Source organism: Gemmata obscuriglobus, assembly GCF_008065095.1.
Lineage (GTDB): Bacteria > Planctomycetota > Planctomycetia > Gemmatales > Gemmataceae > Gemmata > Gemmata obscuriglobus.
In genome coordinates this window covers 7,005,300-7,019,776 of record NZ_CP042911.1, presented here as the reverse complement: position 1 = coordinate 7,019,776, position 14,477 = coordinate 7,005,300, and the positions used below count along the sequence as shown (strand labels likewise).

Genomic DNA, 14,477 nt, shown 5'->3' with positions numbered 1-14,477 from the left:
GATCGCCTCACCGTTACGGCACCGAAATCGGAACCGTGGGCATGGTCCGGAGCCGGGAGCTGCCGCGGGCGTAGTCGCCGTCGCACGGGCTGAGCGCCGGCGGGGAGTACAGCCAGTTCGGCCCGCCCTCGCCGTCGCGCCGGCCCTCTTCGTACAGCCGCTTCATCAGGTCCTGGTCGAAGCTGACGGCCGAATCGGGCTGAATGTGCGCGTCCTGGCTCAGCGCGATCATGTGGTACCGCATCCCGGCGTACCGCGCCTGCCAGTACATGTTCGCCAGCTCCGCCCGGCAGTGGGCCGCGAGCAGCGCCGCGGTGCTGGCCCCCAGGACCGGGAGGATGCGGCGCCGCACCGGCCCTTCGTCCGGGTACAGCTTCCCGGCCACGATGGCGTAGAACCCCGCGCCCGCGAACGCCGGCGGCTCGCCCGGCTCGGGCGCGGCGCTCATGAACACGTTCGGCGGGACGAACAGCGGCGCGGTGATGCCGCCGTCGGTGTGGTACTCGGTGACCTGCTGCCCGTCGACCTCGATGCGGAACGGCACCGGCGGGGCCACGCCCGGGATCGAGGCGGACGCCAGCAGCACGTCGCGGAACAGCGCGCTCCCCTCGGAGGGCGGCCGGCACGCGATCGCGCCCATGTCCCAGATCACCGTCCGTTTGGTGCGCAGGTCCGTCGTCCCGACGTACAGCCGGCGGCCCTTGCGGTGCTCCGCGGCGATCGCCGCCATGAGGTCCTGGTTGACCTGCGATTCGATCAGCTTTTTGAGCGGGGCGGAGGTGGCGAGGGCGTCGCGGAACGGGATCGTGATCCACGCCCGGGCGCGGAAAATGTCCTCGGCGCGCACCCCCGTGTAGAGCTTCATCGATTGCGCGTCGTAGTGGCTGCCCAGGAACGCGAACGGGGCGATCAGCGCCCCGGTGCTGGTCCCGGTGACCACGTCGAACTCGGGCCGCAGCCCGGTCCGGCTCCACCCGTCGAGGACGCCGGCGGAGTACGCGCCGTAGAGCCCGCCGCTGGACAGGGCGAGCACGTGCCGGGGCTTGCGCAGCCCCGCGTCGAGGTCCGACGGGTTCGCCAGCACCGCCCCCGGCGGGACGATCACCGGGCCGTCGGCGGACGCCATCGCCCGGTGGGGGCGGGGGGACGTGCCGTCGGGGCGCGGCGCCGGCGCGCACCCGAGGAGCGCCGCCAGACCGATGACGGGGAGCACGAAGACCGCCCAGCGGGCGCAACCGCGCAACGTGACCATGCCCGCTCCGTACCCGCGACCGGGTGCGGTGTCAACGCGGTTCTCGGCGCGCTAACGACGCGCCGAACGTGTGAGCCACGACGCAATTTTCCCTAATTTGCGTTGCCAGGGCGGCAGAATCACCGTATCCTTCTTCCAACGCACCGCGTTCGAGCGGCCGTTTTGAAAATTAAAGTTGGTGAGTATCTTATCCAGAGTGGCTGAGGGGCCAGGCCCGACGACGCCACAGCAACCGGTCCGTTTCGATTCGAGCACACAACTCGGGTCTCGGATGCAGGTGCTAACTCCTGCCCGGCAAACGCCATCGTCTCCCGAACTGAGACGTGGTATGGCCGGGGAAGATAAGATCTCGTGTAGGGCCGTTCTTTACGGCCCCGCCGTACTCTTATCTCACCACCCAGCCGCACACAGGGACGCGTTGCGGCGCATCTGGCTAAGCACTCACCCCGTAACGAAATCGACCGCGTAACTTCGCTCCGAAAAGCGAGTTGCGTTTGTCTCTCACCAGGGGTGTTTCTGTGGCGAGTAACGACTTCGTTCTGGGCCTGAAGTGTCGCGTGTGCGGCAAACTGTACCCGAAGGGCGCGCACTTCTTCTGCGCCGACGATTCCGGGCCGCTCGAAGTCGCCTACGATTACGAAAAGATCAAGCCGCACGTCAGCCGGGCCAAGTTCCAGTCGCGCCCCAAAAACATGTGGCGGTACCGTGAGCTGCTCCCGCTCGACGGCGAACCGACCGTCGGCCCGCAGGTCGGCGGCACCCCGCTGATCCGCGCCGACCGGCTCGCGGACGCGCTGGGCGTCGAGCGGCTGTGGATCAAGAACGACGCGGTCAACTTCCCGACCCTCTCGTTCAAGGACCGCGTCGTCTCCGTCGCGCTCTCGAAGGCCCGCGAACTCGGGATGCGGATGGTCGGGTGCGCCAGCACCGGGAACCTCGCCAACAGCGTCGCGGCGCTGTCCGCGTCCGCCGGGCTCGAGGCCACCATCCTGGTCCCGGCCGACCTCGAGCGGGTCAAGATCCTGGGCACCGCGGTGTACGGCGCGAAGGTCGTGAAGGTGTCCGGCACCTACGACCAGGTGAACCGGCTCTGCACCCAGATCGTGATGGAGTACGGGTGGGGGTTCGTGAACGTGAACCTGCGCCCGTTCTACGCGGAAGGGTCCAAGACGGTCGGGTTCGAGATCGCCGAGGACCTGGGCTGGCGGTTCCCGCAGCACGTCGTCTGCCCGATGGCCGGCGGCGCGCTGATCGGCAAGATCCACAAGGGGTTCACCGAGCTGAGCAAGCTCGGGCTCGTGGACCAACCGGTCACGACCAAGATGTACGGGGCGCAGGCCGCCGGCTGCAACCCGATCGCGGACTGCGTGAAGAGCAACCGCGAGCGGCACAAGCCGGTGCGGACCCCCAACACGATCTGCAAGAGCCTCGCCATCGGCGACCCGGCCGACGGGTACTTCGCGGCGAAGCTGATCCGCGAGACCGGCGGCTGGGCCGAGGACGTGACCGACGCGGAGATCGTGGAGGGGATGCAGCTCCTCGCGAAGACCGAGGGCGTGTTCGCGGAGACGGCCGGCGGGACGACGCTGGCGGTCGCCAAGAAGCTGATCGAGTCGGGCCGCATCCCGCGGCACGAGGAGATCGTGATCTGCATCACCGGCAACGGGCTCAAGACCCAGGACGCGGTGTTCGACGCCCTCGACGAGCCGGCGGTCATCAAGCCGGCCCTGGCCGACTTCAAGGAACTGGTCGGGCTGGGCGAGCGGGCTGCGGAACCGGTGCTGGTGTGAGCCCGCCCGGCGAACGGCCGGACGCCGGCCCGGACCCCGATCGACCGCACAAAAAGTCGCGCCCGCTGGGCGCGGCACTTCTGCTCCTCGGCGCGATCATGGCCGTCATGGTGTTCGTCGAGGGCGCCGGCCGGGTCCGGATTCGTGCGGTCATCGCTTTCCAAGGCCTGTTCGCGGGCGGCGGAACCTGGACCGGCATCGGCTTGCTGTTGTTCCCGTGGACGAACCGCATGGTGGCCCGCGCCAGCGCCGAGAACAATGCTCTGATCGCGTTCCGCCAACTCCCGCTGCTGTGGCGTGTGTGGCTGGGCGTAGCGGTGCTGTTAACTATCGGAATGTGGATAATGCTGATTATCCCACGATGACCGAAGCGAGATGAGGATCGTATGGCGATCAAGGTTCAGATCCCGACCCCGATGCGCGAGCAGACCGGCGGGAAGGCGGAAGTGGACGTGACCGGCGCGACCGTGAAGGCCGCGCTCGCGGACCTCGTGCGCCAGTACCCCGGGGTCGAGCCCAAGCTGTTCGCGGACGGCAAGCTCCGCCCGTACATCAACGTGTTCCTGAACGACGAGGACATCCGCTACCTCGACGAGATGGACACCGCGGTGACCGACGGCGTGATCGTGGCGCTCATTCCCGCCGTCGCGGGCGGGTGACGTATGCCGACCGTTTTGCTGCCGAACGTCTACTTTTCTCCCGAGCAGCAAGGTCATAAGGCGGCTGAAGTACGAGTTGCGGCCAAGACGTGGGCCGCTATCTACCACGAACTCGCGGCGCGGTTCCCGTCGCTGAGCGAGCGGCTGATCGACGCGGACGGTAACCCGCACGGGTGGTTCGAACTGTATCGCGATTCTGACGGCGAGTCGTTGCGATACGATCCTGACGCGGTTCACGGCGACGACGAACTGCTGGTACTGATTTACGCCGTCGGCGATTGACCGTGAGGCTCCGGATGTCCGCCGAAGAGAAGAAGCCCGAAGAGGCGCCCGACGGGGCCGCGGTGTTCCCGCTGATCCCGGCCGAGCTGGGCGTCCACCCGCTCTTGCTCGCCGCGATCCACAGCTACGTCTTCCTCGAAGGGTCCGAGCCGGGGGTGCTGAACCCGGCGGTGGCCGAGGAGGCGATGCACTACCTCGTCTCGTACATGCAGCGGCTCGACGGGCCGGACCTGCGGCGGGTACGTGAGGACATGGCCGCGCTGGTCGGGTTCGCGCGGGAAGAGAAGTGGCCCAAACAGCACGTGCGATTCCTGCAAGAGTTCCTCAAAGAGAATGAAATAGGCCTGTAGGCCGGCGCCACCTCCACACACTCAAAGGGGAGCGCGAGCCGCTCCCCTTTCTCACTTAACGCACCATGAACGACGCGAACCCTCTCGAACGTTACTCCCGCCAGATGCGGTTCCCGGGTCTGGGCAAAGGTGGGCAGGAGAAACTGCTCGCCAGCCGCGTCACGCTCTGCGGGTGCGGCGCGCTCGGCACCGTGCTCGCCAACACCCTCGTGCGCGCCGGTGTGGGGTTCGTGCGGGTCATCGACCGCGACTTCGTCGAGCCGTCGAACTTGCAGCGGCAGGTGCTGTTCGACGAGTCCGACGTGACCAGCAACCTGCCGAAGGCCGAGGCCGCCGCCACCAAACTGCGCGCGATCAACTCGTCGGTCACGGTGGAGCCGATCGTCGCGGACATCAACCGCACCAACATTGAGGACTTCTGCGACGGCGCCGACCTGATCCTCGACGGCAGCGACAACTTCGAGATCCGCTACCTCATCAACGACGTGGCGTTCAAGCACGGGAAGCCGTGGGTCTACGGCGGGGCGGTGGGCAGCCAGGGGATGAGCATGACCATCATCCCGGGCGAGACGCCGTGCCTGCGGTGCGTGTTTGAGGCCGCACCGGCCCCGGGCGAGACCGGGACGTGTGAGACGGCCGGCGTGCTCGGGCCGGCGGTCGCCATCGTCGCAAGCTACCAGGCCACCGAGGCGATCAAGCTGCTGTCCGGCAACAAGGCCGCGGTGAATCGCGAGCTGCTGATCCTCGACGTGTGGGAGAACACCAACAAGCGCGTGAAGGTGGCGCCGCTCGCGGGGCGCAAGGGGCAGTGCCCGTGCTGCGCGAAGCGTAACTTCGAGTGGCTCGACGGCGCGCACGGCACCCAGACCACGTCGCTGTGCGGCCGCAACGCGGTGCAAGTGAGCCACCGGACGAAGGGCAAGCTCGACTTCGCGTACCTCGCGGGCGTGCTGAAGCAGTCGGGCGAGGTGAGCTACAACAAGTTCCTGCTGAAGTTCCAACTGGTCGAGAACGGCGACCCGTACGAGTTCACGGTGTTCGAGGACGGCCGGGCGATCATCAAGGGCACCGACGAGCCGGACAAGGCCCGCACGCTGTACGCCAAGTACGTCGGGCACTGATGCCGAATCCGGTTGAAAGGTGCCGGCGCCGGAGCGCGGGTCTCTGGCACGCATGACCGACGCGAGCCGGTTCCGCGTGAACCCCGGACGCACGCCCGGCGCATACCAGCGGGGCAGAGGCTCGCTGGTGTGCGCGGCCGTCCGGGTGGGGCGTAAGATTCTTGCGGTAGGAGGTATCCGCATGGGAACGAAGGTCGCGCCGCTGCCTGCCGACGCCCCCCCGCGCTCCGTTCACCGGTTCACGATCGAGGAGTACGAGCGGCTGACGGCGATCGGGTTCTTCACCCCCGGCGACCGCTCCGAGCTGATCGACGGCTGGCTGGTGGACAAGATGGCCCACAACCCTCAGCACGCCGGTACGGTCGATGTGACCAACAGCGCCATCGCCGATTTGCTCCCGGCCGAGTGGACGACGCGCACGCAACTGCCGGTGCGGCTCCCCGGCGACAACGCACCTGAGCCGGACGTCGCCGTCGTCCAGGCGCCGAAACAGCAGTACACGAAGCGGCACCCGACGGAAAAGGACGTGACGATCGTCATTGAGGTGTCTGACACTTCGCTCGACGAGGACCGGCGGTTGAAAATCCCGCAGTACGCGAAGGCCAAGTTGCCCGTGTACTGGATCGTAAATCTCGTGGATCGGTGCGTGGAAGTGTACACGCAACCGAAGGGCGGCAAGAACCCGACGTACAAGACACGCGCCGACTACGGCCCGGGCGACGTGGTGCCCGTAGTAGTTGACGGCGAGCAGGTCGGTACAATCTCAGTAACCGATTTGCTGCCTTGAGCTTCCGCCGCGACAAGCAGGGCGAACGCGAGTGGCGCCTGTGGGTGGCGGCTAACGAGGCCGATCTCATCGCCGTCGGCGTCCCGCGTGAGGTCTGGGCGGACCGGCTGACATGGTGGCGGTTCGTCGATCACGGTTACCACCCGCCTGTTTCCAACGCTTGCGACGTGCGGTTCCGCCTGGCGGACTTGTCGGGCGAACAGCAACACCTGCTGTACCTGTTTCTCGACCGCGTGTTGCCAGAAGAGCGGCACGGCTTTGCGCTCTGGGCGATCCTCCATAGCCGGTTCGGGCCGGCCGACGGTTCATCATGATCTACCTCGATAACGCCGCGACCAGCTTCCCGAAGCCCGAGAGCGTGTACGTCGCGATGGACCGCTTCGCGCGGCACTCGCTCGCCAACCCGGGGCGCTCGGGGCACCGGATGGCGCTGGAGTCCGAGCACGCCCTCTCCGACGCGCGGCACCGGCTCAACCGCTTCTTCAACGGCCGCAACCCGGAACGCTGGGCGTTCACGCTCAACTGCACCGACGCCCTCAACATGGCGTTCAAGGGCGTACTGAACGACGGCGACCACGTCATCACCACGGACCTCGAACACAACAGCGTGTCGCGCCCGCTGGTGGCGCTCGCGGAAGCCGGGCGCATCACCCTGACACGCGTTCCGGCCGACAGCGGCGGCACGATCGACCCCGAAGCGGTGCGCGCCGCGATCGGGCCGAAGACCCGGCTCGTCGCGATGACCCACGCCAGCAACGTGCTCGGCACCGTGCAGCCGATCACCGACGTGGGGCGCATCTGCCGCGAGCGCGACGTGCTGTTTCTGGTCGACGCCGCACAGACCGCGGGGGCGATCGCGGTCGATGTCCAGGCCGCGCACATCGATCTGCTCGCGTTCCCGGGGCACAAGTCGCTGCTCGGCCCCACGGGGACCGGCGCACTGTACGTCGGGCCGCGCGTGACGCTCCGGCCGTGGCGCGAGGGCGGCACCGGGGGCGACTCGCTCACCCCCACGCAACCAACCGACTTCCCGCACTACCTTGAAGGTGGTACGCCCAACGTGCTCGGCGTCGTGGGGCTGGTCGCCGGGCTGGACTTCGTCGAAGCGCGCGGCGTCGAGAGCATCCGCCGGCACGAAACGGAGCTGTGCGAGCGCCTGCGGGGCGCCCTTGCGGAACTGCCCGGGTTCGAGGTGTTCGGCCACGCGAACGAGGCACAGCGCGTCGGTGCGCTGAGCTTTCGGTGTGAACTCCTCCCGGCGCCGGAATTCGCGGGTGTGCTCGACCAGTCGTTTAACATCGCGGTGCGCCCCGGCTTGCACTGTTCGCCGTACGTCCATAAGGCGCTTGGCACCGCTCCTGACGGCTTGGTGCGGGTCAGCCCGGGGCCGTTCAGCACCGCCGCCGATATCGACGTGCTGGCCGACGCGCTGAAGCAGATCACGAGCGTATGAGTTCCGTTGACCGTTTCGTGCTTGCAATTCGGTTGCGGCGAGAGCGCCCGGAAATCGAGGAGGTCACGCCACGGTTTGTGCTGTGGCACCCTCTGATTTGTGGCAGAGTGTATCTCGTTTGCGGAACGAGGAGCCCGGCCGTTCGGCGAAGAACCGTGGGAGCCGGTCGTCTTGGCTCAGCACGGCGGCCCGCAGTTGCAGGATCGATTCGGCACCGTCGGGCCGGGTCCAATGCTTCTGTGTGCTCTTCACCCGGGCGTTGATCTCGCCCACCAGTGACTCGACCAGCTACTCGTCGTCGGTAGCCCGTTGCGCCGGTATCGCGGGTACGCCATGCGATCCCGATTGTTCCCCAAGTAGGTCCGCGCGTGCGCCACCACCCGGCGCGGGTCCCGGCGCTCCTCGGCCGTCGCCGCCTCACCCGGTGGGGGCTCACCCAGCCGCGCCTGCCACTGATCCAGTTCGGTGAGCACTTCTCCAACGCGACCCTGCCAGCACGCGCGCATCCAGGCCACGTATTGGGACCAACCCGACGCCTCATCGGGGCTCACGGCCGCGGCCGACGAGAACACGTAACACACCGCGTGCAGGAAATCCACGATCGGCTCGAACGCACCAAAGTACCCGCGCCAGATGGTCCAGTTGTACGCCTGACCGTCGGCTACGAACGCCCGACGCGGGGCCTCATAGAAGCGCCGCTCCTGGGCCTCGGCGGCCATCATCGGGCCGAACGCGGTACTCCCCTCCAGGCTCGCCACGCACGTCCGCACCAACCGTGTCGGGGACCACCGCTCGGCCCCTTCGGGTTCCCCGGCCGGCACCGGGGGCGTCGATTCGTCCACGGTTTCCGGGGGCGCGACCTCGCCCGCCGGGCCCTTCATCTGCTGCACCAGGCGCCGCACCCGGCGCGGGCAGCGGAACGACTCGGGCGGCTCGGGGCACGGGTCCGTGGCGAACGTGGGGCCACTCAGGGTGGCCAGGCACGCCACCTTGTCCTCCTTGTTCTGGGCCTCGTGAACACCCGGGCCGGCGCCCGCGGCGCGGGTGCGGATGCGCCCCCCATCGACCTCGACCACCACGGCCACGGGCACCACCACGGTCCGCGGCTCTAACTGGCGGCGCCGGTGCTCGACCGCCTTCCGATCGCGCCGCGCGATCAACTCGTGCCCGACCTCGTGAGCCAGTCGGCGCACCTGGTTGTCGCTGATCGTGACCCCGGTCATCCGCACCGCCTCGGCGGCATCCCGGAACGAGGAGAACCGGGCGGCGGCCGTGACGATGCGTTGAACGACCGAGGAACTGTACCCGTGCTCATCCAGCCCGAGGGCCAGCCGCAGGGGGGAAAAAGTCCCGCCGGCAGGCGGGACAATGGGCGATCCGTTCGGCCTGTTGAACCGTGGCCCCTTGGGCCGCCAGGGTGCGGGTGTGTGGTCGGGTCGGGCACGGCTCGCCACACACCGGACACGGAACCTGTTCGGGCACCTTCCGGGCCTGCTGGTGGAGCATCTGCTGGAGGGCACCTTCGGTGAGCCCTTGTGCCGCCGCGGTGGCGATCTGCTCCATCGTCCGGAAGTCCACGTCCAATCCCGGCCCGTCGTCCCCGAACGCCCGCTTGGAAACGATTTTGCCCCACTCCGCCGCCAGTGCTCGAAGGCGGTCGAGTTCCTCGGCCGTGAAACGCGGTGTGCTCATGACTCGCCCCGCACGAGAGTTGCGGCGAAATCGCCCCGCGCTTTTCCTATCCCGTGCCCCGAGGACCGCAAGGCCTACTGCAAACCGTGGCGTGACCTCGAAATCGAGTCGCAACGTTCTTGTTCTTCACACGCCCGACCGGGTAATTTCATGGATGGCACATCACGTCGTCATGGAGACTCGCAATGACGTTCGGGATGGTAGTTCGGCTGCCGGTGAACGGGGCGTTTGGAACGGACGAGGATTTCGACCTGCGGACTCGGCTCGAACACGACCTCGACGCGGCCCTTCTCGCGCGCGCCGCGGGAGAATGCGGACGCGGGGCGACCGACGCGGGGTTCATCAACATTCCGTTGGAATCCATCACCGCCCCCGACGCGGCACTGATCGTCGTGAAAGACGTTCTCGCGCGGCACGGGCTCTTGCCCCGAGTCACGATCGTACTCGAATCGCCGGATGAAGACGACCCGGACGACACCCTGCGCCGGGTGCTGTGGCCGCTGCAACCGTCCCCGGCGGACGCCGCCTGACGTTTCCCTTCTCCTCGAAGCTCTTGCGCCCGAGCCGCGGGACGGACATACTGAACGGAACTCGCCCCTCGCGTTCCGCCCGGTGTCGTCATGCGCCAGTTCGCCTCCGTGATGATTCTGGTGGCCCTGTTCCTGTTGCTGGTCGGCAGCAAGTTCAAGGCGTCCGACGGTGACAAGCTCGCGGCGGTGTCGCGGCTGACGGTGGCGAAACTCCGTAATGCACTGCCGCATGGGGTGAACGTGTCCGCGCCGGTGGACGCACTGCGTAAAGAGCTACCCACTCGCGCCGACGAGGCCGTTCGCGCCCGGCTAGCGGCCGACAAGCGGTTCGTGGGCGTCGAGTTCACGGTCACCGCCGAGGGCAACGTGGTGACGCTCCGCGGCGTGGTGCCGAACGCCAACGTGAAGCGCCTGGCCGTTGGGGTGGCGCGGAACACCGTCGGTGTCGATGAGGTGGTGGACGAACTCGCCGCGCCCGTCGAGTAGCTATTTTTGCTGGGCGTCGGATTGAGTCAGATGGCGGGGCTCCCGGCGTTGTGGACATTCCGTTTGCTGCTGCGGTGAGGACAGCTTGGCGGGGTGCCGTGTTGCGGTTCCATATGCCAACGTGCGGACGGGACGTCCGCGGTCCCAGGGCCGCGGCCCGATTACGTTTTGCATCTCTCATTCACTGCCGGGTGGTGGTGTCTGTTTCTTGTGGCCCAGACATTCCTGTCTGGGCGGCGCGAGAAGGCCGCACAGGCAGGAATGTCTGGGCCACAAAAGCAAAGCCGACACCAGTAACCGGATCGTGTATCCACTCGAAACGGCGGGATTCGTTGCGAGGCTGTGAAACGTGCCGGGGCCGGTTACCCTTGCGAGTAACCGGCCCCGGCACGTTAACACGGCTTGTTACCAGCCCTTTGGGCTTAGTACATGTCGTCGTAGGCGCCCGGGGCCGGGTCCTTCTTGCTCTTCTTCTCTTGCTCTTCCGCGATGATCGCGTCGGAGGTGAGGAGCAGGGTCGCGACGCTGGCGGCGTTCTGGAGGGCGCTGCGGACCACCTTCGTCGGGTCGATGATGCCGGTGGCCACCATGTCGACGTAGCGGTCGGCGCGGGCGTCGTACCCGTAGTTCTTCTCGTCCTTGGCGAGCACTTCCTTCGCCACCACGTTGCCGTCCACGCCGGCGTTCTCGGCGATCTGCTTCACCGGGGCGCGGCACGCATCGATGATGATCTTGTAGCCGGCCTTCTCGTCGTCCGTCAGGCCTTCCGGGGCCTTCAGGCCGGTGCTGGAGCGGAGCAGGGCGGTGCCGCCGCCGGGCAGGATGCCTTCCTGGTGCGCGGCCTTGGTCGCGTGCATCGCGTCCTCGACCCGCATCTTCTTTTCCTTGACCTCGCTCTCGGTGGCGCCGCCGACGTTGATCTTAGCCACGCCGCCGGACAGCTTCGCGATCCGCTCGCTCAGCTTCTCCTTGTCGTAGTCGCTGGTGCTCTTGTCCAGCTCCTTCTGGATGGTCGCGATCCGCTCCTTGATGGCGGCCGCGGTGCCGGCGCCTTCGATCACGGTGGTGTTGTCCTTGTCCACCTTGATCTTCTTCGCGGTGCCCAGGTCCTCCATCGTGACCGTTTCGAGCTTCATGCCCAGGTCTTCGAAGATCGCCTTACCGCCGGTCAGCACGGCGATGTCCTGGAGCATGGCCTTGCGGCGGTCGCCGTAGCCCGGCGCCTTGACCGCGCAGACCTTGATCTGGTAGTTCGACTTGATGACGTTCACGACCAGCAGCGCGAGCGCCTCGCCGTCCACCTCTTCGGCGATGATCAGGAGCGGCTTGCCCTGGCCGACGACCTTCTCCAGGATCGGGAGCATGTCGCGGGCGGCGCTGATCTTCTTCTCGTACACGAGGACGTAGGCGTCCTCGAGCTCGCACTCCATCGTTTCCGGGTTGTTGATGAAGTACGGCGACAGGTAGCCGCGGTCGAACTGCATCCCCTCGACGAACTCGTAGTTCGTCTCGATGGTCTTGGCCTCTTCGACGGTGATGACCCCGTCCTTGCCGACCTTGTCCATCGCCTCGGCGAGCTTCTTGCCGATCTCGGCGTCGCCGTTGGCGGCGACGGTCGCGACGTTTTCGAGGCCCTTCTTCCCGCCGACCGGGATGCTCATCTCCTTGAGCTTGGCGACGATGTCCTCGACGGCCTTTTCCATCCCGCGCTTCATGAGCATCGGGTTGGTGCCGGCGACGACCGCCTTGAGCCCCTCCTTGAAGATCGCTTCGGCGAGCACGGTCGCGGTGGTGGTGCCATCGCCGGCCACGTCGCTGGTCTTGGAGGCGACCTCCTTGACCATCGCGGCGCCCATGTTCTCGTAGTGGTCGGGGAGCTGGATCTCCTTCGCCACGGTCACCCCGTCCTTGGTGACGGTCGGGCTGCCGAAGGACTTCTGGATGATGACGTTGCGGCCCTTCGGCCCGAGCGTCACCTTCACGGCGCGGGCCAGCTTGGTGATGCCCCGCTTCATGGCGTCGCGGGCTTCCTGGTCGAACGCGATCTGCTTCGCTGCCATCGTCAAACCTCTCGGTTGGGTGTTCGGTGCTTATGCCGGTGCCGCGGTCACGCGATCACGCACATCACGTCGCCTTCGTGCATGAGCAGGATTTCGCCGTCGTTCTTGGGGCCTTTGAACTCGTCCCCGGCCCACGAGGTGAACAGCACCTTGTCGCCGACCTTGAGCTGCATCGGGACGCGGGTGCCGTCCGGCTTGAGCTTGCCCGGGCCGACCGCGACAACCGCACCGCGCTGGGGCTTGTTCTTGGCGCTGTCGGGCAGGAGGATGCCGCCGGCCGTCTTCTCTTCGGCGGCTTCGCGGCGAACGACGATGCGGTCGCCGATCGGTTGCAGGCCCATTCCGATTCCTCACACTGAAACTTACGGGGTGACCGAATGATGGCGCCCAATATGCAACAAGCGTGCCCACGCGATTGGGTCGCCTGAAGTTGCTATTGGGTAGTGACTTATGGAATACGATGTGTGAGGCGGGGTGGCTCATCCTGCCAGGATTGCGGCTCAATCGCCGGGCGGGGCTGACGGTTTGTCAGTGGTTCGACGCACCCTATTCGCGCGTCGAAGTAGGTTCCGCGCGTGCCACGCCCAATCAACTTCAATCCAATCGTCGCCGATCGGCAGGACGCGGTGGTGTCTCCAGCCTGCGAGTTCAAACTCGCCCATCATGCTGTCGCCGCGGGCGCCATTACTGGTGTGAACGATCACCGGGCACGTTGGCGACAGTCCCGCGAGGTGCTTGGCGACATCGAGACCGTCGCCGGGGTCGGTTGCGTCTTCCGGTTCAAGATCGTGGTCGAGTGAAATGAACGCGGCCTCTGCGAGCCGTTCGCCCATTTCGGCGATCATGCGGTGTGCGTTCGGCCAGCACACGAGTTCACAACCGAGCCGGGCCGCGACCGCGCGGAAGCGGACCAGCCGCTCGGCTTCGTCTTCGAGCATGAGGGCGATGGGCATTGGTCATTTCCCCACGCGCACGTTTCGCAGCGCCCGTTTGCAGACGGCTGCGGTCGTATCGGCCGCTGATTCCTGCTGCCAGCGGAGGCACAACTCTTTCACCCAGACGGGTTGGCTCTTGGCGGCGTCGTTGAGCCAGTTGCCGACCGAGTCCTGAACGTACTTCGCCGGATCGGCCTTGAGCGGTTCCAGAATCGGCAGCCCCAGTTCCGGGTTCTGTTTGAGCGCGTCGATGTGGGCGCACCACACGCCGCGCGGCCGGGTCGCTTCGCTCGCGAACCGCCGCACGTTGGGCGACGGGTGTTCGGCCCACGGCGTGAGAGCCTTGACTGCGTGCCCGACGTTCTTGGCGAGGTGCGGCCGGATCGCCATCCACGCCCACTCCCGCACCCCAAAGTGCCGGTCGTCGGCGAGCGGGCGGATCAGGTCCAGTTTCGCATTCAGTTTGAGCTTGGGCGCGCGGCCGATGACGTAACACGCCCACCCGCGAACGGTGTCGGACGCATGAGCCGTCAGCAACGGTAACCGGTCGAGCGTGAGGTGCTGAAGGAGGAGTTCGCCCACCGCGTCCATGCGCCGCGTGATCCCCTGGTCGGCCATGCCGCGGACCAGTTCTACCGACTCTGCGGGCATATCCGGGACTGCCGAAACCAGCAGCGCCGCGAAGTCGATCGCGAGCCCTTCGGCGAGCGTCGCGGACGCCGCGGTCCCGGCGTTGAGTTGTGCCAGCAACTCGGACGGAATGTCTGCCCGCCGCGACACGCCCTTTCGCTCTTCACTCACCATGGGCCTCCAATGGAAAAACAAGATTGGCCGCAAAAAAGCACGAAAGGAAACCGAAGACGGAGACAGAAGACAGCTTGGCCGCAAAAAAGCACAAAGAGCACAAAAGGAAACCAAGGTAGAAGAGAGAAGGGCACACAAGAGAACCAAAGGCAAAGATAAAAGAGTGTGTTCAAAAATACGCCTCTGGTCTTCGTCTTCGCTTTCCTTTTGTGCTTTTTTGCGGCCAATCTGTCTTCTGTCTCCGTCTTCGGTTTCCTTTCGTGCCCTTTGTGCTCT

19 protein-coding genes and 1 riboswitch are annotated in these 14,477 nt (G+C 66.6%); of the genes, 11 read left to right on the top strand and 8 right to left on the bottom strand.

Annotation, left to right across the window (positions count from 1 at the left end; translation table 11 throughout):
* Positions 1-13: 13 nt before the first annotated feature.
* The gene (locus GobsT_RS29010; protein WP_010044946.1) at positions 14-1,252 is read right to left on the bottom strand and encodes a patatin-like phospholipase family protein; all 1,239 of its coding nucleotides are present in this window, start codon (positions 1,250-1,252) and stop codon (positions 14-16) included.
* A 184-nt stretch (positions 1,253-1,436) separates the two neighbouring features.
* Positions 1,437-1,600, top strand: a riboswitch (SAM riboswitch).
* A 170-nt stretch (positions 1,601-1,770) separates the two neighbouring features.
* Here GobsT_RS29010 and thrC point away from each other — a divergent pair.
* The 9 genes from thrC to GobsT_RS28965 all read left to right on the top strand — a co-directional run bounded on the left by thrC (position 1,771) and on the right by GobsT_RS28965 (position 7,694).
* Positions 1,771-3,042 carry a threonine synthase gene (gene thrC / locus GobsT_RS29005; RefSeq protein ID WP_010044947.1) on the top strand — a complete coding sequence of 424 codons (1,272 nt, stop codon included), beginning with the start codon at positions 1,771-1,773 and terminating at the stop codon, positions 3,040-3,042.
* Positions 3,039-3,407 (top strand): hypothetical protein, encoded by a 369-nt coding sequence (locus GobsT_RS29000; protein WP_010044948.1) that lies wholly within the window; start codon positions 3,039-3,041, stop codon positions 3,405-3,407. Before thrC ends, GobsT_RS29000 begins: the two co-directional genes overlap by 4 nt.
* A gap of 21 nt (positions 3,408-3,428) precedes the next feature.
* Positions 3,429-3,701 carry a ubiquitin-like small modifier protein 1 gene (locus tag GobsT_RS28995; protein WP_010044949.1) on the top strand — a complete coding sequence of 91 codons (273 nt, stop codon included), beginning with the start codon at positions 3,429-3,431 and terminating at the stop codon, positions 3,699-3,701.
* 3 nt (positions 3,702-3,704) lie between these two features.
* The gene (locus tag GobsT_RS28990; protein WP_010044950.1) at positions 3,705-3,983 is read left to right on the top strand and encodes a ubiquitin family protein; all 279 of its coding nucleotides are present in this window, start codon (positions 3,705-3,707) and stop codon (positions 3,981-3,983) included.
* Between the two features lie 14 nt (positions 3,984-3,997).
* Positions 3,998-4,333: a hypothetical protein gene (locus GobsT_RS28985; RefSeq protein ID WP_010044952.1), complete on the top strand. Its 336-nt coding sequence runs from the start codon at positions 3,998-4,000 to the stop codon at positions 4,331-4,333.
* A gap of 65 nt (positions 4,334-4,398) precedes the next feature.
* Positions 4,399-5,454: a ThiF family adenylyltransferase gene (locus GobsT_RS28980; protein ID WP_010044954.1), complete on the top strand. Its 1,056-nt coding sequence runs from the start codon at positions 4,399-4,401 to the stop codon at positions 5,452-5,454.
* 181 nt (positions 5,455-5,635) lie between these two features.
* Positions 5,636-6,241 carry a Uma2 family endonuclease gene (locus GobsT_RS28975; protein WP_010044955.1) on the top strand — a complete coding sequence of 202 codons (606 nt, stop codon included), beginning with the start codon at positions 5,636-5,638 and terminating at the stop codon, positions 6,239-6,241.
* On the top strand, positions 6,238-6,555 hold the full coding sequence (locus GobsT_RS28970; RefSeq protein ID WP_010044957.1) for a hypothetical protein: 318 nt from the start codon (positions 6,238-6,240) through the stop codon (positions 6,553-6,555). The genes GobsT_RS28975 and GobsT_RS28970 overlap by 4 nt, the downstream gene beginning before the upstream one ends.
* Complete coding sequence (locus GobsT_RS28965; RefSeq protein ID WP_010044959.1) at positions 6,552-7,694, top strand: aminotransferase class V-fold PLP-dependent enzyme; 1,143 nt, start codon at positions 6,552-6,554, stop codon at positions 7,692-7,694. The genes GobsT_RS28970 and GobsT_RS28965 overlap by 4 nt, the downstream gene beginning before the upstream one ends.
* Before the next feature lie 63 nt (positions 7,695-7,757).
* Here GobsT_RS28965 and GobsT_RS40045 read toward each other — a convergent pair whose 3' ends face one another.
* The 3 genes from GobsT_RS40045 to GobsT_RS28955 all read right to left on the bottom strand — a co-directional run bounded on the left by GobsT_RS40045 (position 7,758) and on the right by GobsT_RS28955 (position 9,386).
* Positions 7,758-7,967, bottom strand: a complete 210-nt coding sequence (locus GobsT_RS40045) for a hypothetical protein (RefSeq protein WP_010044962.1) — start codon at positions 7,965-7,967, stop codon at positions 7,758-7,760.
* Positions 7,943-8,917: a hypothetical protein gene (locus GobsT_RS28960; protein WP_010044964.1), complete on the bottom strand. Its 975-nt coding sequence runs from the start codon at positions 8,915-8,917 to the stop codon at positions 7,943-7,945. Before GobsT_RS28960 ends, GobsT_RS40045 begins: the two co-directional genes overlap by 25 nt.
* Before the next feature lie 88 nt (positions 8,918-9,005).
* Entirely contained in the window at positions 9,006-9,386 is a 381-nt protein-coding gene (locus GobsT_RS28955) for a hypothetical protein (protein ID WP_010035721.1), read from the bottom strand.
* Between the two features lie 185 nt (positions 9,387-9,571).
* On the opposite strand from GobsT_RS28955, the gene GobsT_RS28950 reads away from it, so the two are divergent.
* Both GobsT_RS28950 and GobsT_RS28945 read left to right on the top strand, forming a co-directional pair.
* On the top strand, positions 9,572-9,916 hold the full coding sequence (locus GobsT_RS28950; protein ID WP_010044966.1) for a hypothetical protein: 345 nt from the start codon (positions 9,572-9,574) through the stop codon (positions 9,914-9,916).
* Between the two features lie 90 nt (positions 9,917-10,006).
* A complete protein-coding gene (locus tag GobsT_RS28945; RefSeq protein WP_010044968.1) occupies positions 10,007-10,402 on the top strand; it encodes a BON domain-containing protein in 396 nt (131 codons plus the stop codon).
* 422 nt (positions 10,403-10,824) lie between these two features.
* Here GobsT_RS28945 and groL read toward each other — a convergent pair whose 3' ends face one another.
* From groL to GobsT_RS28925, 4 genes are all read right to left on the bottom strand, one after another.
* Complete coding sequence (gene groL / locus GobsT_RS28940) at positions 10,825-12,462, bottom strand: chaperonin GroEL (RefSeq protein ID WP_010051744.1); 1,638 nt, start codon at positions 12,460-12,462, stop codon at positions 10,825-10,827.
* Positions 12,463-12,509: 47 nt separating this feature from the next.
* Positions 12,510-12,803: a co-chaperone GroES gene (locus GobsT_RS28935; protein ID WP_010051742.1), complete on the bottom strand. Its 294-nt coding sequence runs from the start codon at positions 12,801-12,803 to the stop codon at positions 12,510-12,512.
* Between the two features lie 159 nt (positions 12,804-12,962).
* Complete coding sequence (locus GobsT_RS28930) at positions 12,963-13,415, bottom strand: response regulator (protein WP_010051740.1); 453 nt, start codon at positions 13,413-13,415, stop codon at positions 12,963-12,965.
* 3 nt (positions 13,416-13,418) lie between these two features.
* Positions 13,419-14,201: a DNA alkylation repair protein gene (locus GobsT_RS28925; RefSeq protein WP_010051738.1), complete on the bottom strand. Its 783-nt coding sequence runs from the start codon at positions 14,199-14,201 to the stop codon at positions 13,419-13,421.
* Between the last annotated feature and the right edge of the window lie 276 nt (positions 14,202-14,477).

Excerpts from the sequence above, each read along its gene's own strand:
- GobsT_RS28925 (WP_010051738.1), bottom strand. The coding sequence starts at position 14,201 with ATGGTGAGTGAAGAGCGAAAGGGCGTGTCGCGGCGGGCAGACATTCCG.
- GobsT_RS29010 (WP_010044946.1), bottom strand. The coding sequence starts at position 1,252 with ATGGTCACGTTGCGCGGTTGCGCCCGCTGGGCGGTCTTCGTGCTCCCC.
- GobsT_RS28960 (WP_010044964.1), bottom strand. The coding sequence starts at position 8,917 with ATGACCGGGGTCACGATCAGCGACAACCAGGTGCGCCGACTGGCTCAC.
- groL (WP_010051744.1), bottom strand. The coding sequence starts at position 12,462 with ATGGCAGCGAAGCAGATCGCGTTCGACCAGGAAGCCCGCGACGCCATG.
- GobsT_RS28950 (WP_010044966.1), top strand. The coding sequence starts at position 9,572 with ATGACGTTCGGGATGGTAGTTCGGCTGCCGGTGAACGGGGCGTTTGGA.
- GobsT_RS28985 (WP_010044952.1), top strand. The coding sequence starts at position 3,998 with ATGTCCGCCGAAGAGAAGAAGCCCGAAGAGGCGCCCGACGGGGCCGCG.
- GobsT_RS28990 (WP_010044950.1), top strand. The coding sequence starts at position 3,705 with ATGCCGACCGTTTTGCTGCCGAACGTCTACTTTTCTCCCGAGCAGCAA.
- GobsT_RS28930 (WP_010051740.1), bottom strand. The coding sequence starts at position 13,415 with ATGCCCATCGCCCTCATGCTCGAAGACGAAGCCGAGCGGCTGGTCCGC.
- GobsT_RS28935 (WP_010051742.1), bottom strand. The coding sequence starts at position 12,803 with ATGGGCCTGCAACCGATCGGCGACCGCATCGTCGTTCGCCGCGAAGCC.
- GobsT_RS28945 (WP_010044968.1), top strand. The coding sequence starts at position 10,007 with ATGCGCCAGTTCGCCTCCGTGATGATTCTGGTGGCCCTGTTCCTGTTG.
- GobsT_RS28995 (WP_010044949.1), top strand. The coding sequence starts at position 3,429 with ATGGCGATCAAGGTTCAGATCCCGACCCCGATGCGCGAGCAGACCGGC.
- GobsT_RS28965 (WP_010044959.1), top strand. The coding sequence starts at position 6,552 with ATGATCTACCTCGATAACGCCGCGACCAGCTTCCCGAAGCCCGAGAGC.
- GobsT_RS28955 (WP_010035721.1), bottom strand. The coding sequence starts at position 9,386 with ATGAGCACACCGCGTTTCACGGCCGAGGAACTCGACCGCCTTCGAGCA.
- GobsT_RS28980 (WP_010044954.1), top strand. The coding sequence starts at position 4,399 with ATGAACGACGCGAACCCTCTCGAACGTTACTCCCGCCAGATGCGGTTC.
- GobsT_RS28975 (WP_010044955.1), top strand. The coding sequence starts at position 5,636 with ATGGGAACGAAGGTCGCGCCGCTGCCTGCCGACGCCCCCCCGCGCTCC.